Origin of the sequence: Shewanella donghaensis (assembly GCF_007567505.1) — a bacterium.
GTDB lineage: Bacteria > Pseudomonadota > Gammaproteobacteria > Enterobacterales > Shewanellaceae > Shewanella > Shewanella donghaensis.
The window spans coordinates 1,252,442-1,275,178 of record NZ_CP041783.1; the positions used below are offsets into that span (position 1 = coordinate 1,252,442).

At 39.2% G+C, this 22,737-nt stretch carries 21 protein-coding genes; 5 read left to right on the top strand and 16 right to left on the bottom strand.

The genetic code is table 11. From position 1 onward, the window contains the following. Positions 1-490 precede the first annotated feature (490 nt). Positions 491-1,042, bottom strand: a complete 552-nt coding sequence (gmhB, locus tag FPK91_RS05305; protein WP_144209009.1) for a D-glycero-beta-D-manno-heptose 1,7-bisphosphate 7-phosphatase — start codon at positions 1,040-1,042, stop codon at positions 491-493. A gap of 156 nt (positions 1,043-1,198) precedes the next feature. Here gmhB and FPK91_RS05310 point away from each other — a divergent pair, with 156 nt between their 5' ends. Both FPK91_RS05310 and FPK91_RS05315 read left to right on the top strand, forming a co-directional pair. After that, positions 1,199-1,870 carry a GntR family transcriptional regulator gene (locus tag FPK91_RS05310; protein WP_144209012.1) on the top strand — a complete coding sequence of 224 codons (672 nt, stop codon included), beginning with the start codon at positions 1,199-1,201 and terminating at the stop codon, positions 1,868-1,870. Positions 1,871-1,952: 82 nt separating this feature from the next. After that, positions 1,953-3,026 carry a ketoacyl-ACP synthase III gene (locus tag FPK91_RS05315; protein ID WP_144209015.1) on the top strand — a complete coding sequence of 358 codons (1,074 nt, stop codon included), beginning with the start codon at positions 1,953-1,955 and terminating at the stop codon, positions 3,024-3,026. A 76-nt stretch (positions 3,027-3,102) separates the two neighbouring features. On the opposite strand, the gene FPK91_RS05320 is transcribed toward FPK91_RS05315, so the two are convergent. From FPK91_RS05320 to FPK91_RS05335, 4 genes are all read right to left on the bottom strand, one after another. After that, the gene (locus tag FPK91_RS05320; RefSeq protein WP_144209018.1) at positions 3,103-3,780 is read right to left on the bottom strand and encodes a 3'-5' exonuclease; all 678 of its coding nucleotides are present in this window, start codon (positions 3,778-3,780) and stop codon (positions 3,103-3,105) included. Positions 3,781-3,862: 82 nt separating this feature from the next. Next, entirely contained in the window at positions 3,863-5,713 is a 1,851-nt protein-coding gene (locus FPK91_RS05325) for a DUF294 nucleotidyltransferase-like domain-containing protein (protein ID WP_144209021.1), read from the bottom strand. A 196-nt stretch (positions 5,714-5,909) separates the two neighbouring features. Next, a complete protein-coding gene (locus tag FPK91_RS05330) occupies positions 5,910-7,628 on the bottom strand; it encodes a sodium:solute symporter family protein (RefSeq protein WP_144209024.1) in 1,719 nt (572 codons plus the stop codon). A gap of 10 nt (positions 7,629-7,638) precedes the next feature. Further along, a complete protein-coding gene (locus tag FPK91_RS05335) occupies positions 7,639-7,905 on the bottom strand; it encodes a DUF4212 domain-containing protein (RefSeq protein ID WP_144209027.1) in 267 nt (88 codons plus the stop codon). Positions 7,906-8,294: 389 nt separating this feature from the next. Between FPK91_RS05335 and FPK91_RS05340 the strand changes: the two genes are divergently transcribed. Next, positions 8,295-10,496: a diguanylate cyclase gene (locus tag FPK91_RS05340; protein WP_227006691.1), complete on the top strand. Its 2,202-nt coding sequence runs from the start codon at positions 8,295-8,297 to the stop codon at positions 10,494-10,496. Positions 10,497-10,528: 32 nt separating this feature from the next. On the opposite strand, the gene FPK91_RS05345 is transcribed toward FPK91_RS05340, so the two are convergent. Next, positions 10,529-11,971 (bottom strand): alpha/beta hydrolase, encoded by a 1,443-nt coding sequence (locus tag FPK91_RS05345; protein WP_144209030.1) that lies wholly within the window; start codon positions 11,969-11,971, stop codon positions 10,529-10,531. Positions 11,972-12,052: 81 nt separating this feature from the next. Between FPK91_RS05345 and FPK91_RS05350 the strand changes: the two genes are divergently transcribed. Continuing rightward, complete coding sequence (locus tag FPK91_RS05350) at positions 12,053-12,628, top strand: DUF6942 family protein (protein ID WP_144209033.1); 576 nt, start codon at positions 12,053-12,055, stop codon at positions 12,626-12,628. Between the two features lie 87 nt (positions 12,629-12,715). Here FPK91_RS05350 and nadE read toward each other — a convergent pair whose 3' ends face one another. The 9 genes from nadE to FPK91_RS05395 all read right to left on the bottom strand — a co-directional run bounded on the left by nadE (position 12,716) and on the right by FPK91_RS05395 (position 21,215). Beyond that, entirely contained in the window at positions 12,716-13,540 is an 825-nt protein-coding gene (nadE, locus tag FPK91_RS05355; protein WP_144209036.1) for an ammonia-dependent NAD(+) synthetase, read from the bottom strand. A gap of 192 nt (positions 13,541-13,732) precedes the next feature. Continuing rightward, positions 13,733-15,037 (bottom strand): inosine/guanosine kinase, encoded by a 1,305-nt coding sequence (locus tag FPK91_RS05360; protein WP_144209039.1) that lies wholly within the window; start codon positions 15,035-15,037, stop codon positions 13,733-13,735. Between the two features lie 249 nt (positions 15,038-15,286). After that, positions 15,287-15,931, bottom strand: coding sequence for an adenylate kinase (gene adk, locus FPK91_RS05365; protein ID WP_144209044.1), 645 nt, complete (start codon positions 15,929-15,931; stop codon positions 15,287-15,289). Positions 15,932-16,052: 121 nt separating this feature from the next. Further along, positions 16,053-16,931: a co-chaperone YbbN gene (locus tag FPK91_RS05370; protein WP_144209048.1), complete on the bottom strand. Its 879-nt coding sequence runs from the start codon at positions 16,929-16,931 to the stop codon at positions 16,053-16,055. Between the two features lie 74 nt (positions 16,932-17,005). Beyond that, positions 17,006-18,919 carry a molecular chaperone HtpG gene (htpG, locus tag FPK91_RS05375; RefSeq protein WP_144209051.1) on the bottom strand — a complete coding sequence of 638 codons (1,914 nt, stop codon included), beginning with the start codon at positions 18,917-18,919 and terminating at the stop codon, positions 17,006-17,008. 296 nt (positions 18,920-19,215) lie between these two features. Further along, complete coding sequence (gene recR, locus FPK91_RS05380; RefSeq protein WP_144209054.1) at positions 19,216-19,815, bottom strand: recombination mediator RecR; 600 nt, start codon at positions 19,813-19,815, stop codon at positions 19,216-19,218. Between the two features lie 164 nt (positions 19,816-19,979). Next, the gene (locus tag FPK91_RS05385; RefSeq protein ID WP_144209058.1) at positions 19,980-20,216 is read right to left on the bottom strand and encodes a helix-turn-helix transcriptional regulator; all 237 of its coding nucleotides are present in this window, start codon (positions 20,214-20,216) and stop codon (positions 19,980-19,982) included. Then, positions 20,209-20,706, bottom strand: a complete 498-nt coding sequence (locus tag FPK91_RS05390; RefSeq protein WP_144209061.1) for a hypothetical protein — start codon at positions 20,704-20,706, stop codon at positions 20,209-20,211. The genes FPK91_RS05385 and FPK91_RS05390 overlap by 8 nt, the downstream gene beginning before the upstream one ends. Before the next feature lie 98 nt (positions 20,707-20,804). Next, positions 20,805-21,215, bottom strand: coding sequence for a GFA family protein (locus tag FPK91_RS05395; RefSeq protein WP_144209064.1), 411 nt, complete (start codon positions 21,213-21,215; stop codon positions 20,805-20,807). 326 nt (positions 21,216-21,541) lie between these two features. Between FPK91_RS05395 and FPK91_RS05400 the strand changes: the two genes are divergently transcribed. Continuing rightward, complete coding sequence (locus FPK91_RS05400) at positions 21,542-22,084, top strand: DUF3127 domain-containing protein (protein WP_144209068.1); 543 nt, start codon at positions 21,542-21,544, stop codon at positions 22,082-22,084. 289 nt (positions 22,085-22,373) lie between these two features. On the opposite strand, the gene FPK91_RS05405 is transcribed toward FPK91_RS05400, so the two are convergent. Continuing rightward, the gene (locus FPK91_RS05405; RefSeq protein WP_144209071.1) at positions 22,374-22,703 is read right to left on the bottom strand and encodes a YbaB/EbfC family nucleoid-associated protein; all 330 of its coding nucleotides are present in this window, start codon (positions 22,701-22,703) and stop codon (positions 22,374-22,376) included. Positions 22,704-22,737 lie beyond the last annotated feature (34 nt).

A 22,737-nucleotide genomic window follows, 5' to 3' on the forward strand; every position in this document is an offset into this window, starting at 1 on the left:
GGCGTGTAACCCATGCTAGTGCGTGGTTTGCCGTGTCAGTGGATGCGCATTATAGGCAAATTCTGAATTGGCGCAAGGGCTTTTTATAACAAATGCCTTTACGCTAACCTAAGTGGTCACCAATCAAACAAAAGGAGGTAAATTTAATCAAAACTTCTACTATTTCACCGAATACGTTTCTTATATGCCTTCAATTCTGATTAATGTTTCTTTAAACCTTTCTGATTAATTGATTATGTCAGGTTCTGAAGACTTATTATCTCATTGCGTGTTTAGCTTCCTGCTACTTATATTATTTCAAACAAACTAAGGTCATTGTGCATCAGAAAATTAAACGCAAGCTTTAGGAACTAATATGAATAAAACACTATATACCGTCCTTGAATGCGTCTCGCTTCCTTACCTCTAGATTAAGGCATGTAAATTAAATTTTAACCAAGCTTAAAACACATTAGGCCTGGCTAATATTAATCCCATAACATTTCTATATTTATAAGTCGGCTATATAAGTAGGAACATCAGCGATACTATCTAGTACTATCGTTGCTTCTTTCACTCCAGCTTCATCAACAACCTTGCCAGTTTTAACTAATATAGCCGTTGGAATACCTGCTGCTTTAGCTGCTCGCATATCATCAGCTTTATCACCAACCATGATTGACTGACTCATATCGATCTCAAGAAACTCTGCTGCTGAATTCAACATGCCAGGTTTAGGCTTTCTGCAATCACAATCTTGCTTGTAATCACCTAAGCCTTTTTCTGCGTGATGGGGGCAATAATAGATACCGTCCAATTCAACACCTTTGTCTGCGAAGTTCCAATCCATCCATTCTGTTAAATGATGAAAATCATCTTCTGAGTACATACCTCGTGCGATACCAGACTGATTAGTCACGACCACAATCATGTATCCCATTTCTTTTAAGGTAAGACAAGCTTCAAACACGCCTTCGACATATTCAAAATCATCAACTAAGTGCACATAACCTTTATCAATATTGATAACACCATCACGGTCTAAGAAAACGGCTTTATTCACAATTCAACTCCAAAAATCTCAATTATTGCAATTATCCCACTACTAGAAAAATTATGCACTCGTATTATAAATCGGAGTTTTTTCCCCTTGAGACTTTATAAAACAGCCAGTAAAGGTTACCCTTCCGTAGATATTTTGTGACATATATAAGAAGTAATGAGCCAAATTCAACCAATAATTCATAAAACACGTACTCAAGCAGTTGTAGAAGTTTTACGTGAGCAAATATTATCTGGCTACATTAAAGCAGGTGAACCACTAAGACAATCTGCGATTGCAGAACAACTCAATGTCAGTCGTATTCCAGTACGAGAAGCGTTAGTTCAGCTTGAAGCTGAAGGTTTAGTCAAATTTGAACCGCATAAAGGCGCATCTGCTACCATGCTTTCTGTTGAACAGGTCACAGAATTATTTGAGTTGCGCGTTATGATAGAAACCGATTTATTAGCAAAAGCGATTCCAAATCTAAAGGATGAAGATTTCGACAAGGCAGATAAGGTGCTCGCTCAGCTAGAGTCAGCCCTAAAGCTAGAGAAATCCGTTGCTACTTGGAGTGAACTAAACACTCAATTTCATACTTGTTTATATGAAGCTGCAAATCGACCTCATACACTTGATGTTGTTCATGGTCTCAATAATAACTGTGACCGTTATATTCGTTTGCAGCTATTATTAACTGGTGGTATTCCTACTGCTGAACGGGAACATCGAGAGTTATTCGATTTTTGTAAAAAGAAAGATATTCCTAAAGCAACAGCATTGTTAAGCCAACATATTTTACATGCTGCTGATGCCATTAGAAAATTAGTCGCACAACAAATTAAGTAGTTTTGAGCCGCCTTATTATCATTAAGCTCATAATGACGTTAATACCAAATTACATTTTAATTTTTATTTGAGAGATAAACACATGCAGTATGCTCACATTACCGGCTGGGGAAAGTGTGTTCCACCAGCAACTCTGACAAACGACGATTTAGCCACTTTTATGGAAACGTCTGATGAGTGGATTAAAACGCGAACAGGGATCAGTGAACGACGTATTAGCCATGTTAATACCTCTGAATTAGCAACAGTTGCTGCGCAAAATGCATTAGCAGCTGCAGGAATAGACGGTAGCGAACTCGATTTAATCATCCTTGCGACAGCAAGCCCAGATACATTGATCCCCAATATCGCATCAACAGTTCAAGCAAATGTTGGCGCAACTTGTGGCGCATTTGATATCAACGCTGCTTGTAGCGGTTTCTTGTATGGACTCGGGCTAGGCAGTTCAATGATCAAAAGTGGCCAAAACAAGAAAGTCCTTGTGATTGGTGCTGAACGTTTATCTTTTTATCTAGATTGGTCACGTCGTGAAACAGCAGTATTATTTGGCGATGGTGCAGGTGCAGTTGTCATTGAAGCAAGCGATCAACCCGGTGGCGTAATGGGTTACGAATTGAATAATGACCCTGCTGCTCGTGATATTTTAGCATCTGGTTTTGGTACTAAAATGGATCGCTTTGATTCATCTTCTTTAGACTTCTTCATTCATCTAAATGGCCAGGAAGTATTTAAACGCGCGATACACGGCATGGGTGGACTAAGCACAAAAGTACTTGAGAAATGTAATATCAGCAAAGAAGATGTTGATTTTGTTATTCCACATCAAGCTAACGAACGTATTATTGATACCTTAATCAGCCGTATGAAAATTCCGAAAGAAAAAGCTTTCGTAAACATTGCTAAATACGGTAATACTTCAGCAGCGACGATTCCAATTGCTATTTGTGATGCGCTTGAGCAAGGCAAATTGAAATCAGGTCAGACCGTTTTATCGTGTGCATTTGGCGCAGGCTTAACGTCAGCAGCGCTTTTATTGAAATGGGGCGAACGCACCACACCAATAAATCCACCTACAGCTGAACTTCCACCATGTGAAGTAACAGCATTAGAACTCATAAAGCCAGCTGTTGATTTTTTTATGAATAAATCAAAATAGCCATATTGCTTAATAAAAAAACCAGCCTCGAGCTGGTTTTTTGCTTTCTGCAAATCCACTTTTAAAAATTCATTGATCAAATACTTATAAATTCTGTCGCTTTCATTTTGTTACTATCCCCAATTGATGATAATTGAGCCAGAAATAACTCTGCACACGCAAGCGCATCCGTTAACGCATCGTGTCCACAATAGGTTGGCAACCCGTATCGATTCCTACATGCATCAAGTCGTAAACTTCCCTCTTGAATTACGTCATGTTGCCTAAGTAAACGCTGCTTTTCTAACATCAAGGTATCGATATAAGGCAGCTTAATTTGTCTGTTATATATCTTATTCAAATGGCTCTGGATAAAGCCAATATCCATTGGAGCGTGGTGTGCTAGAAGAATAGCACCTTGTGTTTCAACTAAGAGCCATTCCATAGCCTGTGTAAGGTTTATGGCATCAGTTAAGCTGTGATCTACAATGCCGTGAACGGCAGCACTCTGGCCGACACTGCCATCAATCGCTATCATCACTTGTTTTGCTTTTGATAACGGTATTTCACCTTTAACAATCGGAACGATACCAATACTGATAATTTGGTCATGATGTGGATTAAGCCCTGTCATTTCCAAATCTATCGCCATAATTGGAGTATCGATGATGGTTTGACTTAAGTGTTTTAAAAGATGGTGTTGGTAAGCCGATAACTCATCTTGCTGGCCAAGCATATCCATCATTAATTGCGCTTTTAGCCATAATTCATTCACAGATGTAATCACTCCAATTGATGTTGACCATTTTGCACATCAAACTAATAACTCAATCCTATAACTCATTCTGATGTTTATTTTAATAGCTGCGCATAAACTTCATTCGTAAACCTGATTGCGCATCATGAACAACCTTAAAAGCATCTCTTAACTGATGACGTAATAATGATGACATTTGTTGAGGCTTAAGATAATTAGTCACAGATAGTTGATGAGTATATTGCTCACCTTGATTCGATAATCGCATATGTGCAATAAACTCGAGTGCATCAGCAAGATTAAGCGCATCTTTACGATTAATGATGTTGGCCTCCATTAACGCTCGAATTCTTTTGGGGGTATTAACTTCAGTTATCCCCGCGCTTAAGGCATAGACTCTGGCAATATCATTAATAAGTGCGACCCCTTTATGCTTTAAATCCATGCCTTTAACTTCACTGCCATCACGCTCTAAGACAAACTTTCTAAAAAAACCTAACGGTGGTGTTTCAACCAATGAGTTACCCGCCATACCCGCTAAGAAAATATCATTATCTTTGGTATTCGATAAAACATGTTGTTGTAACTGATCAAACAAATTTTGTGGACCGTAAACGGCTCTCATATCAAAGAAAATGCTGGCATGCATTAATGCTTTGGGCTCTGGTGATAACACCCACTTCTCGAAGTGTTGTTGCCACTGTGATAACGACAAACGCCATTTAGGGTTTTGAGCCATAATATCGCCAGGGCAATAAATATATCCGCATTGATCTAAGCCTTTACACACCGCATGGGTTAATGCGTCAAAATAGCCTTTTGCATGAGCATCTGGTTCATGAGCAAGTAGCAATCCATTATCTTGATCTGAACAGGCGGCTTGATCTTGTCGCCCTTGAGATCCAAATGCCAACCAACAGAAAGCCATTGGTGCTTCACCAAGGATTTTTTGGTTTAAGATGATTAACCTTCGCGTTAAGGCATCGGTAACAGAAGTAAGCACCCGACCCACTTCTTCAGCTCGAGCATCGGCACTAATGAGGTTCTGTAACAATATAGGGATTTGTTTACTAACATTAATCAAACTATCAATGTCAGTTTGACGTTCAATTTCACCAATAAGTAATAAGGGTTGTGAACTTTGTCCACGCAAGATGTCTGTGCTGGTTAAGATCCCCACGACTTTCTCTTGATCCATGATGGGTAAATGATGAATGCCGTGTTCACTCATTAACAACATCGCTTCGAATACTAAGGCATTTGCATCGAGTTTGGTTGGATTGGCAGTCATTGCTTGATGCACGGGTAATGTGCCATCAAAGCCCTCAGCCAAAACCCGATTACGAAGATCTCTATCAGTAAGAATGCCGATTAATTGTTGGTTATCAATCACCAAAACTGAAGACACCCTGACATCACGCATTTGCTTTGCAGCCTCATTAACGGTGGCATTACAATTGATAGTTAATGGGTTTGCTGACATTAGACTATTAACACGATTAGTCGTGGTTAACTCTTTGGCTTTAAACCGAGCTTGGTGACGCATTCGTCTGGCAAATGCGCGATTAAAAAAACGATCAAACACCCTACTTTCACTACGCAAGAAATCGAAGGTTTCAGGATCTAAATGATAGACTAAACTGTCTTCTAGAATTTTGACTTGATTACTGACCTTCTCTCCAGAAAGTAAAGATGGGAAACCAAAGTAATCACCCTCACCTAGCCTATCGAGTAACTCACCTTGATCATCTCTAACTTCAAATGCACCAGATCGTACGATATAAAGCTGAGGATGGGATTCATCCAATGGCACTACAACAGAAGCTTTACTGTAATAACCGATAGAGAGTTTTTTACAACAACGCAATAAGTCGTCATCCGACAAGCTGTTAAATGGGACTAACTCTTGGATGAATTGCACGATTGGTTGAAGTTCACTGGCATCTTTCATAATTAGCCTCTGCTGCCAAATAGCCTAAAACTTAGCTTGGTAAGCATCTTATTGTATTTAGATAATAAAACTATACTCAGTAATGGTCAGCTGTGCTATTCGACTAATGGCGATAGGTTGACTAAGACATTTAAAACAAAAAAAGCGCCGAAGCGCTTTTTTAACCTGATGAGTTAATCACTCATTACTTTTTCAACTAATGATCTTGAGCTTCACCCGACCCTTTAGGGAAACGAATTGACTCAACCATTGCCACAATCTCATCGGGTATAGGCTTAGTGACTTTGGTTACAGCAAATGCAACACCAAAGTTAATCATCATACCGAGCATACCGATACCTTCTGGAGAAATCCCCATGAACCAATGGTCACTGTTGTTATCTGCAGGATTAAGGAACTTAAAGTACATAATATAACTAGCACTAAACAGTAGACCTATTACCATTCCAGATATTGCGCCTTCTTTATTCACTGTCTTAGAGAAGATGCCCATGATGATAGCTGGGAACAATGAAGATGCAGCTAAACCAAATGCAATTGCGACGACCGCGGCTACAAAACCAGGTGGATTAATACCAAAGTACCCCGCCATAACAATACCTAATGCAGCTGCAATTCGAGCATACATAAGCTCTTTTTTATCAGAGATATCTGGCATTAAGTTCTTCTTCAACAAGTCATGTGATACTGACGTTGAAATAACGAGTAACAGACCAGCTGAAGTTGAAAGCGCAGCAGCAAGACCACCTGCAGCAACTAATGCAATAACCCATGCTGGTAATGAAGCAATTTCAGGTGTCGCAAGTACCATGATATCGCGGTCAATACTCATTTCATTGGTTTCGCCTTTGGCATAGTAAATATTGCCGTCGCCGTTTTTATCATCCCACTTAATTAAGCCTGTTTTCTCCCAGTTTTTAATCCAATCTGGCGCAGCTTCATATGCCACACCGGTTTTATCTGGTCCGTTAATCGTTTCAATCATATTCACACGAGAAAACGCTGATAAAGCTGGAATGGTTGTATACATAATTGCGATGAATACTAATGCCCAACCCGCAGATATACGTGCGTCTTTTACTCTAGGTACAGTAAAGAAACGAACGATGACATGTGGTAAACCTGCTGTACCAAACATCAATGCACCTGTGATAAAGAACACATCAATCATGCTCTTCGAGCCTTCAGTATATTGGGAGAAGCCGAGTTCTGCAGATAATCCATCGAGCTTATCGAGTAAATAAACCCCTGTTCCATTACCTGCTGCATCAACTAACTCAGCACCAAAACCAATTTGAGGAAGAATATGACCTGTCATCATCACTGAGATGAAAATAGCTGGCACCATGAAAGCGAAGATAAGCACACAGTACTGAGCAACTTGCGTATAGGTAATCCCCTTCATTCCGCCTAATACCGCATAGAAGAACACCACTCCCATGCCTATATAGACCCCGGTTTCGACATCAACCTCGAGGAAGCGTGAGAATACAACACCTACACCACGCATTTGGCCGGCAATATAAGTGAAACAGATGAAAATGGCACAGACTACCGCAACCGTACGTGCGGCTTGCGAGTAATAGCGGTCACCAATAAAGTCAGGTACAGTGAACTTACCAAACTTACGAAGGTAAGGAGCCATACATAGCGCTAGCAGAACATAACCCCCCGTCCAACCCATTAGATAAACCGAACCGTCATAACCTGTAAATGACACGATACCTGCAAGAGAAATAAATGATGCCGCTGACATCCAGTCTGCTGCAGTTGCCATACCATTCATAACAGGGTGAACACCGCCACCAGCAACATAGAACTCTTTAGTTGAACCTGCACGAGACCAAATGGCGATCCCGATATATAGGGCAAACGTAAAACCTACAATGAGATACGTTAAAGTTTGAACATCCATGATTTATTCCTTAATCTTCGTGTACGTTATATTTTTTATCTAAAGCATTCGCTTTCGCTACATACACAAAAATCAGTGCAACAAACACATACATGGCACCTTGTTGTGCAAACCAGAACCCCAATTTGAAGCCCATAAAGTGAATTTCATTTAAAACATCTACCAGTAAAATACCGCAGCCAAATGAAACAGCAGCCCAAATTACTAATAATTTCATTACTAAGCGTAAATTTTCACGCCAGTACCCGTTTGCCTTGTCTTGGTTTTCAAAAGCCATAGCGACTCCCCTGTGCTAATTATTTTAAAGTCGATAGTTAATCTAACAACTCAAAATGTGACGGCAATCACGACCTTAGTCTAATTAATCACCTAAAAAAACCTATGAAATTTCATTATTCCATTGAAATACATAAGCTTAATAACAAAACCACAACAACTTAAGTCAGGTATCAAACAGCTTGAATGTAGACCAAGGTCGAACAGAGAAAGTAGAAAATACAAGCATAGACAAAAATAAACGGATATTTAAAGCGAGAATGGAAACTCATATTTAAGCCGAGAAATGAGATTAATATTGAAAAAGTTATCAGACTGATGATTAAACTTGAGTTAAGCCCTTGGCGAGTATAAAATTTTAAACAACATAAAAATAATATTGGTGTTCGTTTGCAGCTATTCAAATTCAATAATCAGAGTCTTTTACTTGCGACTATTTTCGGTGCGCTGGGACTGATCATTAATTTTTACCCTATTCCTATATTTGCAAATGCCCAATTAATATTAGGCAACACCTTTACAATAATTTCAGCAGTGTTATTAGGACCATGGTATGGGCTAATTACAGCAATTATTAGTTCTACAGGCCTAATGTTGACATGGGATAGTCCACACGTTTATTTACTGTTTTGTACAGAAGCCATTTTCATTGGTTACACCAGAAAAAATGGCCTATATCCATTATATGGTAGTAGTATTTATTGGCTGACCATAGGGATGCCACTAACCTACATATACATGAATATCTTCACCGAAATTCCAGAAAGCCACATGCTATTTGCAATAATAAAACAAGGCATTAATGGCTTAATTTATGCGGGTTTTGCCTCGTTGCTGATAGTACTTATCCCAAAAATTTGGAGTATTAACGGCAGTTTGATCAATAAAAAACGTCGTTCTTTTAATGCACAAGTCACCTATTTCATGACGTTAATGATAACCCTATGTCTTTTATTATCTGCGTTAACATTTAACTTCCTATTTTTGGATAAGCAACAAGATTTACTAAATAAGAACTTAAATGACACCACCAACCATATAAGTACTGCAACTGAACAATATATAAATGAGCATAAAAAAGTCATCAAATCTGCCGCCGATTATATTAGTTCAGAAAACATGTCAGCAGATAACAGATCACTGATATTAAATAAATTACATCAAAATTACCCTAGCTTTCTCACCATGCTAATCGCCAATGAGGATGCACAAGTTGTAGCTGCAAGTCCCGGCACCATGATGCTTAATCAAACCGGTAAAAAAATAGATTTGTCCATCGGTGATAGAAATTATTTTTATGAAGCGTTTCATAATCGACGCCTATACGTCTCTCCTGTATTTAAAGGCCGTGGGTTTGGTAATGATTCAATAATTGCCATTAGCGCCCCTTTTTATAAAGACAATAATCCACTAACTGTAAATGGCATTATTGAAGGTTCTTTAGATCTTAATTTTTTCGCCAGCATAGATAATCAGAACAATTATGGTGAAAAGGAATACCTCATTTTGGTGGATGAAGAAAATCATATTATTTATTCAACACCTGAACTCATGCTCACCAGTCACCAAGAATTTGTTTTCTCGAATAAGAAAGGTAATTATCGAACCAGCCTGGATGTGATTAACATCCACGATATTGCCACCGAAACTCCCGAGTATGTTTACAGTCATAACCAACTTAATAATGGTTGGAAAATCTATGTGCTCCAACAACTTTCCCCTTTAGTGAAAACCGCTGAGACCCAAATGGTGGGAACTTATATCTTATTGTTTTTATCAATTATATTTACTTTTTTGATTTCCAAGAGAGTTTGTAAGCTATTGACCTCACCACTTGAAATTGTTGCAAACCAATTTGGTCAAATCAGCAATACTGACTTAAAGAAACAAGTAATAGATGATAATACCTCGACTGAGATATTCACTCTTTACCAGCGTTTAACAACAAGTAAGCGTGAACTGCTCCAGCAACAACTTGAATTAGAAGAAACAGTAGCCCTTCGTACTGAGGAATTAGAGAATGCAAACCAAAAACTACTCGCTTTAGTTGATAAAGATCCGTTGACGGGTTTGTATAATCGACGCTATGCAGAAGATAGGTTTGATGGGTTACTGGATTTTTGTTTACGGGGTGATCACGCCATCACAGTCGCAGTATTAGATTTAGACTTGTTTAAACAAGTAAATGACACCTACGGCCACTTAGCTGGAGATGAATGCTTACGCGTGGTGTCGAACTTGTTAAAACAACAATTCAAACGAGAAACAGACATTGTTTCACGCTATGGCGGAGAGGAATTTATATTAATACTGCCATTATCAAATGCACTAAAAATTGAACAGCACTTGAATAAATTTAGAGAAAGTTTACAAAAAATGGTTATTAACTCACCCACAGATGATCAGCAGTTTTCAGTCACCACCAGTATTGGTGCCATCACAGCCAATGCTAATTTCTCTAAGGATATTGATGCCTGGATCAAAGTGGCTGATGACAATTTATATAAAGCCAAAGCCCAAGGCCGTAATAAAGTCATTATCAATGTGATTAACGAATCCCAAGAAACGAAGCTTATCAACAAGCCATTATAAATATAGATTAGTGGCTGTTATTCATTAATAAGCTAATCAATAAAGGATTCCATTCTTTCTATTATGTACGGATAAAATGGATTCCATTTTTGCCTCAACATCTCTGCGGCAGGAATACCAAATAAGCCGCGCTCACCGGTGAAAATTGCCTGACCGATTTGAATATGCTGACTATTTTTCTGAAAATGAGGTCCATATAAAGGGTCACTTTCAGGAAATGGTAGTGCTACATGGGATAACGAATAAACGCCTAGAGGCCACTTTAGCGACATATCTACAGTAGCGATACTTTCACTATTCCTGTAAATTTTCTCATGCACTCCGTGTTCTGTTTGCTCATCATTTTCAATCAAGCTTAGTTGGTATTCCATCGGTAAATTCAGCCAAAGCGGCCCCATCTCATTTAATAAGTCTTTGGTAATAAGCTGATGATTATTGCGATTTCGATTAATATCGAAAATAACTAAACCATGTTTTTCTGACGGTAAATATTGATAAAGATGCTCGACAACTGCATTGGTCGACACTGTATCATCGGCAATAGATTGGAAAGTTAATATTGGGGGGATTTGAGCTAACTTCTGTTGATCAAACTGCTGGATTAAAACATGATTTCGCTCTGCAAGTTGGTAGACAACATCTCCAGCGTTGACGGCGAACGAGATATATTTAAATGGGTCATACTCAACTTCGATGCTATTCCAAAACAGTTTTTCTTGGCTCAGTAAACGTCCTAACCTTGCTTGCCATATTGCCCCTGCAGCAATTGGTGGCAGCCCTATCGCAGGCGAAAGGAATATCATCCCTTCATATTCACTTGGTTTATCAAGTGCAATGCTCTCCAGATCATAGTTCAGTGCTAGTGCAGCACCAGTAGAAAAACCAACCACATATAGCGGTTTATCGCCTAATTCGGCCTTCATGTGTTTTGTCGCTAGCGACACAGCGCTTGCTAAATCTGGCCAAGTGATCTCCGTTAACCCTGCTGGAATGGTTCCATGCCCTGGTAACCTTAACCCTAAAACATGGGCTGATGACTTAAATTGTTGCGCTAAATTCGAAATCGCATAAGGTGAATCTGACATACCATGAATGAATAAAATACCATGATCTGCCTGGGGATTTTTCCATTCAAATGAACGGTTCCAGTTAATGTCCCAAAGGTTTGGATCTGATAAGCTACCGCTTTCAAAACGGTTAATAGGTGAAGGAACTTTTGCGGTGTATTTTTGATAAACTTTGCTGTCTAATTCGGCAAATAGCTTATTTTCTAGTTCGAGGTATTCTGAAAAATTATTTAAACCAGACTGTTGATGATATTCACTTTGTAAGTGTGTTGTGTGCCAAACATCTAACTCTGAACGAGCATTTAACAACCACACAGCAGTGGCGATTAACACTAATATACTGCCGATAAAACCATATAGCGCAAAAAACAACAGATGCTTAGTCGATCCAATCACTATTGCTTTCATTAACTATTTCCCTTGGAATTAAATTTAGTCCATATAGGTTTAATGATAGTCTAAAAAGAGCTTGAATTAACAGATAATAATATGAAATCAGACCTGAAAGTATCGAGTAAAACACCTGCTATGAAATCATCCAACACACCATCAATCGCAAATCCTGTCATTTTAGGTGCTGAAAATGCTGAACTGGCATTTTATTTGCCAACACCGCCTGTTACAACGACATCATGGCATTGGCAAAAACCTGATGCGATTGAACAAATCATCAAGGACAATGGCAACCACTGGCGAAAAATTTTTACTATCATGGCTAAGATTGCAGCCGCGAATGATGCACCCGATTCTTGGCGAGAATGCCGAGATCTAATATTTAATAACTCAAAAAAATTAGCCTCAGTACCTGTAAATTTTAGTCAATGTAACATCATTATTAATGCCACTGAGCTTAATACACATAGTCAGGTTCATATCATTTGTGGACAAGAGGCTTTGGGTAAGATTCACGACCCATCTTTTAAATCTGCTGCTGTAGCTATTGATGACAAGCAAAAAATAATGGCGCACGAGCAAATACTCATTACGCCATATTTAGACTATCGCCAGTTCCCCAATGTGTTAATTGAGCAACTTAGACAATACTTGTACAAAGCCAGTAACTAATGCCAGTAACTTAGACAATACTTGTACAAAGCCAGTAACTAAAGCCAGTAACTGTAACTAGTAACTAAGCATCAGCAAGTAAGCCAGTTAATCATAAATTGTCGGGATAGGTTGACGCTTGTGTTGAGTGCGGTTGTAGATGACAATCAATTTACTTTCTACACTGCTATCAACATTTTTTCCTTCTAGGAAGTCATCGATTTGGTCATAACTCAATCCCAGCGCCACTTCATCTTCAAGTTGTGGCTTATCATCTTCTAAGTCAGCCGTAGGTGCTTTTATCACTAGTAATTCTGGTGCGCCTAAATAACTAGCAAGTTGACGCACTTGACGCTTATTTAAGCCAAACAATGGCGCTAAATCACAGGCACCGTCGCCAAATTTAGTGTAAAACCCGGTAATATTTTCAGCACTATGATCGGTACCAATGACCAAACCGCCTGTTAAACCTGCAATATGATACTGAGCAATCATTCGCATGCGTGCTTTTACATTGCCCTTAATGAAATCAACATTGTCAGTGACAGAAATACCTGCATCTTCAAGTCCTGAAATGGTTGCGTTATGAACACCAATAACACCATCAGCAATATTGACCGTCACTTGTTTTGATGGCTGAATAAACTGACAGGCAAGCTGTGCTTCATCTTCATCTTTTTGAACTTGATAAGGTAAGCGTACTGCAATAAATTGGTAACTATTCTGAGGGTTGTCTGCATTTAAACTATCAACAGCTAACTGACAGAGCCTGCCTGTGACTGATGAATCAACACCACCGCTGATCCCCAAAACGAGGCAACGAGTATGCGACTCTACTAGCTTAGTTTTCAGAAATGCTACGCGACGCTCAACTTCATAAGCTGGTTCAATAGCCTTAAGTACTTTCATTTCTCTTAAGATTTGTCCCTTCACAACGCTCTCCAATGTTTTTGAAATTTGAATTACTTAAAATGAGGTATGCTTCTACACAGATAAGACATCCTACTTAATTTTCAAGTGACTACCAAGCACTTGTTAAGATAGATTCAAACAAAACGGGCAATCACCTCATGATGATTGCCCGTTAACGTTAAGCTTAAAATATTAAATCAAATAAGGAGGTTATTATCTTTCCCAGTATGACTCTTCTAAGCTGTCTTCACGTTCAGGTAAGCCACGAGATAACCTTGGGCTATGCTGCGCTAACACTTCATAAGCAACGCGATTGGCATACTTACATACCTGTGAGAAAGATGAATAACAAAGTCCATCGCGCTGATGCTTGCTTGAACCAGGCACATTAGTTTTGTGAAAAGTATTAGCAGACAAGTCATGTAAAAGTGCAGATAAAGCACCATCACCCGCGCCGTTAGTATTACGAATGAAATCAGGTCCGCCCATATATGGAGAAATATGAGCATAAACTTTAATAGGTGTCGCACAATCAGCTTTACGCTTAGGACGAGAAAATTCATAACGATTAAATTCTGGAATAGCACCAGGCAGTAATGTATGACTAGTAGAACGTTTCTCTGAATCTTCAGTGTAACCAGCGGTATATAAACCAATTGGGCCTGCTGTACACAACACCATGTCACACCACTCTAGCGCAGCTTCGCTGGCTAATAGCGGATCACTGAAACCCGTTAAGGCTTCGCCTTCATCTTCGTTCATCGCCAGAATGGTCACATTATCGCGAATAAATTCTTGCCACCATTGTGGATCTTCTTGAATCAAGAACCGAGTACCTAGTGTTAACACTACCGGTACATCAGCTTCTTTAGCGTATTCTATCGCTTTCATAGCAGCATCAGTGATTAAATCACCTTCACTTGCGCGCATTAAATAGGCGGTTAACACGAGTGCAGAACTGCCTTGAACCACTTCTTTATTAATAAATTCTGGGGTTAACTTATCCATCGAGCCTTTGCTGATAGCAAACGTGCGCTCACCATCTGCTGAAATCAATGTGAAACAGCGGCCAATAGGACCATCGACAGGCTGAAGGTAGTTCAAATCAACTTTTGAAGAGGTATTACAAAGGTAACGATAAGCATAGCTGCCAACCATAATGTTTTGGCTCATAACGCCAAATAACACCGAGCGGTCATCAGCTAAAATAGAATAGTTATGAACGGTATTACCAATTGTGCCACCAGCAAATTCATCGCTGATCATCTCATTCGATTTTAATTCGTTATAAAGTTCGTGAGCTTGCTTATCATCTATAAGAGTCGAGTTTCCTTTAGGAAGCCCGTAACGATTCAATAGCTCATCTTCGACTTTCGCTTCAATATCCACGAGGGTTTGGTCAATACCGCATACATAGGTCGATACAGACTGCTCTTGCTGGGTTAACTGAGCTAATAAAGGATCTCGGTTATTTACTGGGAAATAATGCTTAGATTTGCGTTGACCAGGGAACTTCATCTTAAACTCTCTTGAGTAGGCATCCATGCAATAAGGATAATGGGTTATTCACAGTGTTTGAGTAAAAATAACGTTTCTATTTAAACGTTCTCATTACCAAACGCTAATTTTAACACAAATACAATCAACACCAAGATAGATGTCAATCTAACTTGATTTTTGTGACAACGATTTTATTTATGACATAAAAAAACCTGCAATGCAGGTTTTTTTAAAATATAGCCGTATAAAAATACTTATTTATAGGTATTAACCTAGTAACTGTTTTACTTGCGCGCTAACAGCGGCAACAGCTTGAGTACCATCATACTTAGTATATTGAGTCTTGCCAGCAGCAGCGACTTTACCGTAGTACTCTACTAACGGTTTAGTTTGCTCATGGTAAATGCCTAAACGTTTACGAACTGTTGATTCTTCATCATCTGGACGGATTGATAAATCTTCGCCAGTCACATCATCTTTACCTTCAACTTTAGGTTGGTTAAAGATTAGGTGATAAACACGACCTGAACCAGAGTGAACACGACGGCCACTCATACGTTTAACGATTTCTTCGTCAGGTACATCAATTTCAATCACGTGATCGATTTCAATTCCGTTAGCAACCATAGCGTCTGCTTGAGGGATAGTACGTGGGAAACCATCGAGTAAAAAGCCTTTTACACAATCATCTTGTGTAATACGCTCTTTAACTAAACCAATAATTAGGTCATCTGAAACTAACTGGCCTGCATCCATCACTGATTTAGCTTCTAATCCTAACGGAGTGCCAGCTTTGATTGCTGCGCGCAGCATGTCACCAGTTGAGATCTGTGGGATACCGTACTGCTCCATAATGAACTGAGCTTGTGTACCTTTACCGGCACCTGGGGCACCCAATAGTATAATGCGCATCTCAAAAGTCCTCTTTATTGCTTTTCATATTTTTAGGCCGCGATTTTCGCACATTTAGACGGTCTTTAGAAGGTAAAACCTCAAGATTTAGACCAATATCTAATACGAATTATCTGCCTGTTTAATACAGTAAACTGTACAAACGACGTCGATACTGACTGGCTATGGTGTTTCCTTGCCCTAGCGCAGTTAATATTTCCATAAACACTTGTTTAACTTTTCCGTCAGCCGCAGATAAATCTTTCTGTAAAATGGCAAATAAACACTCAAGTGCTTCTTCACCACGGTTAGCTTGATTTAACGCTTTGGCTAAATCGATAGTAATATCGATATCACCCACTTTCTGCTCTAACGCTTCTTGTAATTGACGAATTTCAGGCGTATCAGCGGCATCTTCTGCTAATGCTAATTTAGCTTTCAAGTTTTGATAGTAGCTATCTTGATCCGCAAGACCGATGGTTTCTAGCAAGATTTTGGCTTCTGCGAGAATATCTAATTGCAAATATGCATCAATTAGCACTAATGCCACTTCTGCTTTTTGCTGTGATTCAGCATAAGCCTTTTTCAATAGTGCCAATGCTTGTTCAAGTTTTTCCGTTGTTGGCTTTTCTGCGTTAGCATCGCCTGCAACTAAAATGGCTTTGGCAGCATTAAAATCTGTGACCCATAATTCAGGAAGATGCTTATTAAGCAGCTCATGCACTTGCTCAGCACTTTGCGTACCAGCAAAACCATCAATAGGTTGACCGTTGCTGAGTACTAAATGGGTTGGTAAGCTTTTTATTTGGAAATAATTAGCAATTTCTAACTGCTCTTCACAATTAACTGTCGCTAAAATGAATCGCCCAGCTTGCTCTTTAGCAATCTGTTCCATTACTTGTAGCATCTGCACGCTTTCAGGCTGCTGCTGCGCCCAAAATGACAGCACCACAAAGTTATCCATCGAAGCATCAACAACTTGCTGAATATTTTCTTTAGTTAAATTAATAATATGTTCCATATTGATTCCTTTTAACTATTTGATCATAGCTAGCAAAAAGCGGGCCTTAGCCCGCTTTCTTTAATTGCTGGTGTCTATTTTAAGCTAGCAACTAACATTTGGTTGGTTAACTTAATGAATGCCGAAGGATCCGCTAAGCTACCTTTTTCTGAAAGCTGTGCTTGCTGTAATAACAAGTCAGCCCAGTTGGCAAATGCCTCTTCATCTTGCTCGTTGTTTAAACGCTCAACAAGAGGATGATGTGGGTTAATCTCAAATGTAGGCTTAGATTCAGGTACAGGCTGACCCGCTGATTGCATCAGCTTAATCATTTGCGATGACATTTCACCTTCACCGGCCACAACACAGGCTGGGGTATCGGTTAAGCGAGAAGTCACTTTAACATCAGATACTTTGCCATCAAGCGCAGCTTTAATGCGTGAGACTAATGATTCAGCTTCACCAGCAAGCTTTTCTTGTGCTTCTTTTTCAGCTGCATCTTCAAGTTCACCGAGCTCTAAATCACCACGAGTCACTGAGTGTAATTTTTTCTCTTTAAACTCAGTTAAGTGGTTAATTAGCCATTCATCGATACGCTCTGACATTAATAACACTTCGATGTCTTTCTTACGAAGTAGTTCTAAATGCGGGCTGTTAGCTGCCGCTTCATAACTATCAGCAACGATATAGTAAATCTTGTCTTGGCCTTCTTTCATACGGCTGATGTAATCATCTAATGACACATCTGTCGCAGGCGAATTGTTATGGGTTGAAGCAAAACGAAGTAAACCAGAAATACGTTCTCGGTTAGCGAAGTCTTCAGCTGGTCCTTCTTTTAATACTTGACCAAATTCAGCCCAGAAAGTTTGATACTTTTCAGCATCATTCTTAGCCATTTTTTCTAGCATGCCAAGTACGCGCTTAGTTACACCTGTACGCAGTGCTTTAGTCACGCTGTTATCTTGTAAAAGTTCACGTGATACGTTTAATGGCAAATCATTTGAATCGATTAAACCTTTAACAAAACGTAAGTAAGTCGGCATAAACTGTTCAGCATCATCCAATACGAATACACGTTGAACAAATAGTTTTAGACCGTGTTTAACGTCGCGGTTAAACATATCCCAAGGCGCTTTGCTCGGAATATATAATAAGCTGGTGTACTCTTGCTTACCTTCAACACGGTTATGAGACCATGCTGCAGCATCTGCATATTCATGAGAAATATGCTTATAGAATTCTTGATACTCTTCATCTGAGATATCTGATTTGCTACGAGTCCAAAGCGCGGTTGCTTTGTTCATTGGTTTCCACTCACCTTCAGTGGCTAACACTTTCTCGCCGTCTTCGCCTTCTGATTCAGGCTGACCAGGTTCAAACATTTCTACTGGTACTGAGATATGATCTGAGTACTTAGTGATGATTGAACGTAGACGAGTCTCTTCAGAAAACTCTTTCTCTTCTTCACGAAGATGTAGAGTGATTTGAGTACCACGGCTGTTTTTAGTGATGGTATCAACAGTAAAGTCACCTTCACCCGCAGATTCCCACACAACACCTTGATCAACATCAGCGCCAGCGGCACGAGTTCGAACAGTCACTTTGTCTGCAACAATAAATGCTGAGTAAAAACCCACACCAAACTGGCCAATTAGCTGTGAATCTTTTGATTCTTCGCCTGACATGTTTTTAAAGAAATCAGCAGTACCTGATTTTGCAATCGTACCTAGATGTTCAATAACGCCATCACGTGTCATACCGATACCGTTATCTTCAATAGTAACAGTGCCTTTTTCTGGATCGGTACTGATACGAACACGCAGTTCAGTATCATCTTCGTATAAAGCGTTATCAGTTAATGCTAAGTAACGTAGCTTATCTGCTGCATCCGCAGCATTTGAGACTAGTTCACGTAAGAAAATTTCTTTATTTGAATATAAAGAATGGATCATCAGATGAAGAAGTTGTTTAACTTCGGTTTGAAAGCCATGTGTTTCTTGTTGAGACATGAAAATTTCCCTTGTTTACGTTAATACATCAGCCATGTTGAAACCAACATGGTAATAAATTCTTTCGTTACCTAGGAAATGGGGCGCGATAAATATAATTCAAGGGGGATTTAATTTATTGCTGAAAAAAAACCTGAATCAGGCGAAATAACTACCTACTTGGTGGGTTTAATGCAAAAGCAATGCAAAAGACAAGGAAACAGATACCAAAAAGCCCTGCGATTACGTCACAACGTAAGCAGGGCTAATTGAGTCGATATCGATTCTTTATGAGTGAAAAGAGGTTTCAAAACTACTTAAAGCGGAATACGACCATTAAACGACAGTGCTAAAGTTGTGCTATCCACATATTCAAGCTCACCACCCACTGGTACACCATGAGCAATACGGCTAATGACCACATTATGTTTGCGCGCAATATCGGCAATATAGTGCGCCGTCGCGTCACCTTCAACTGTGGGGTTAGTGGCTAAAATCAGTTCAGTGACATCATCAGATGCAAGATGTTGCTCTAACAAGGCTAAACCGAGTTCATCAGGGCCGACTCCATCAAGTGGTGATAGATGACCAAGCAGCACAAAGTAACGGCCAACAAAGTGTCCGCCGGCTTCAATAGCTAACACATCAGCGGGGGTTTCAACCACACAAATCACTTCTGCTGTGCCACGTTTAGGGCTACTACAAATAGGACAAAGCTGCTCTTCCGTAAAAGTACGACAGGCTTGGCAATGCCCTACTTCACTCATAGAACGTTCTAACGCGCTAGCCAATTTATGGCCTTGTTTACGGTTACGCTCTAACAATTGAAATGCCATGCGTTGGGCTGACTTAGGTCCAACGCCCGGTAAGCAGCGTAAAGACTCAATAAGTTCGTCAACCAGTGGACTAAATTTCATAAATACTACGTTGCCTTATTTCATTATTTAAGAGCATTGTCTTAATAAAACTAAAAATGATGTCAATAACCGTATGGTACTGTAATTCTTACCTAGACAACAGATTCAACTGAACAACAATCGAGTCAGCGGCTCATCCCTATTATTGACCATTAGCATTATCATTAAGAAGGTGTACTTATTGTGGTCTGAGATTGATAGCTAAAGACCTGCTCTAAAGGAAGCTTAAACACTTCTGCAATTTTAAACGCCACTTCAAGAGTCGGTGAATACTTATTAGACTCAATAGCCATAACCGTTTGCCTGGTCACACCGATTAAATCTGCCAATTGTTTTTGGGTCATTTCACCGTTTAAAAAACGTAGCGTCCGGATAGTGTTAGCAATCGCCGGTTTACTCATAAATCTCCCCCGTACGCCCTTTGTAAAGCTGAATACCATAAAAGGCTAACTCAGCAAGTAAAAACGAAGCCATTAATATATGTAATGGTGCATGCTCGATACCCTCTTTGGAAAAACCTAAACCATTGGCTTCAATACTGTATTGCACCATGGCAAAGATCACCCCGACATTAAGAATAATGGCAGAGTACTTATAACCTATTAGATTAATTTGCTTTTCACGCACATCCATTGGCTGAGAAAGCTCATCATCTGAAATGAAAGCGAGCGCAATATAACTGACGACCATCAACACCACTGAATAAATAATAATTTCTAAGAAGATACCTGAAATCCACTGAATAGAAGCCAAATCTTCCATGCTGGCATTCATCAAACTGCTGGCATAAAAATAAGAAATATAGCCAGTCACCAGTAAATCAACTGATAAGGTAATTTCTCTAAAACTAGTCTCTTGTAGCCACTGCTGTAATTTCGTTGCATTATTCATGTTAATATTTTCTCACTCCATGTTAAGTATTTTTGACATACCTATAGAGTAGAGCAATATTCAACCATGTCAAATATTTTTAACTTCCAGTTAATTATTTATGACTTAGTAAGCGATCTGTCAGCGGGATGGTTTACACCATCATTGAGGACCACATCATCAATATCAAAAGGATTCACCCCTTCTAAACAGCCAAGGTTATAACCGTATTCAGTTGGATTAGAACGACGTTGATGATGGGTATAAATACCGCAATGGGAACAAAAGTAATGTTTGGCGGTGTGGGTATTAAATTGATACAGCTTAAGTACGTCTTCACCTTTTAAAATTTGAATACCATCTAATGCAACAGAGCCAACAATTGCACCTTTCCGGCGGCATATAGAGCAATCACAGCGTCTTGGCTTCTCAATACCATTGGGTAATGAAAGTGATAATACAACCGCGCCACAATGGCAACTGGCTAAATGTTTCGACTTAATAACGGTTTTACCGACCTGCTTCAACATGCAATATCCTTATAGTTATCTGAAGGGTTATCTGAATAGTCATCTGAGTAGTTGTCTAAATAGTTCTTTGATTTTATGCTGACACACAAGAATAACTAGTGAGTTCTTAGGGTTCACTTGCTCATCACTCTCATTGTCACAAATCGTGTTTATCACACATTCTAAAAAGTGTGAATTCTTTTTCACTCACTAAGTTCTTTGCAAGAAATTTTAGAATCATGATGCATGAATCAAAACACCGATGTAAAAAGTCGCCAGTTATTGACTTAATTGTGAGAAAATACTTTATAAGCTTCATCAACAGAATAGTTAACAGAGAAACTCCTATGTCTAAAACATTTGAAATGACCGGTATCATCCATAGTAAAGGTGATACCACAACCTTCGGTAATAACGGCTTTACCAAGCGCGAGTTTGTCTTAAAATCGACAGGACCGGATGAAAATTCGAGTTACCCTAACTATGTCGCTCTTGAACTGATTAAAGATAAATGTGCTTTACTAGACCAATATAATATCGGCGATGAACTTGAAGTCTCATTCAATATCAGTGGCCGATTATGGCAAGGACAAGGTAAGCCTGAAAAGTGTTTTACAAGCCTACAGGCATGGAAAATAAGCCATGCTCAACAATCAAATGATCAGTTCAACAATGACAATCAAATGGATCCGTCATTTGATGAACAAATGGACCAGTCATTCGACGAACAATCATTTAGTAACCAACCAGCTGGTGCTCAATCTGCTGGAAATCAATCATATGGCAATCAATCATATGACAGTAAAGCATCTCAAAATACTCCATCGTCCTCCAAGCCAATAAATACCCCAGCCTCAGATAATATTTGGGAAGACGATATCCCGTTCTAGTAAACGTAAAACTGTAAATTTAAAAGTGTCAAAATAACCATGTTATACCTTTGATAATGGCCAATAATATTCGACTAGCGAACCCTTAGGGGGTCGTTTTTTTATTGAAAATAATGTTTGTCATCAATCTTCAAATTAGTTTAAACCGACTAAGTAATGATGCACCGATTTACGCAAACAAAAAAGCTCAAGCAAATTGCTTGAGCTTTTTTATTAGCTAGTTTGTCCCCTATTTGACCCCAAGGCTACGAATCTGCTGGAATAACAAATAGAAACAACACGATAGCGATTAGAATGGCATTTTCATTCCTGGTGGTAATTGCATACCGCCTGTAACGTCTGCCATTTTAGCTTTTTGATTCTCTTCGATACGACGAGCTGCATCGTTAAATGCTGCTGCAATAAGATCTTCCAACATTTCTTTATCGTCTTCCATCAAGCTAGGATCGATGTCAACTTTGCGGATGTTGTGTGCACCAGTCATAGTCACTTTAACTAAACCAGCACCGGCTTCACCAGTCATTTCAGTGCGTGCAATTTCTTCCTGCACTTTAGCCATTTTATCTTGCATCATTTGGGCTTGTTTCATTAAGTTGCCCATACCGCCTTTTCCAAACATAGTCTTTTCTCTTAATTAGTTATTAGCAAGCAGC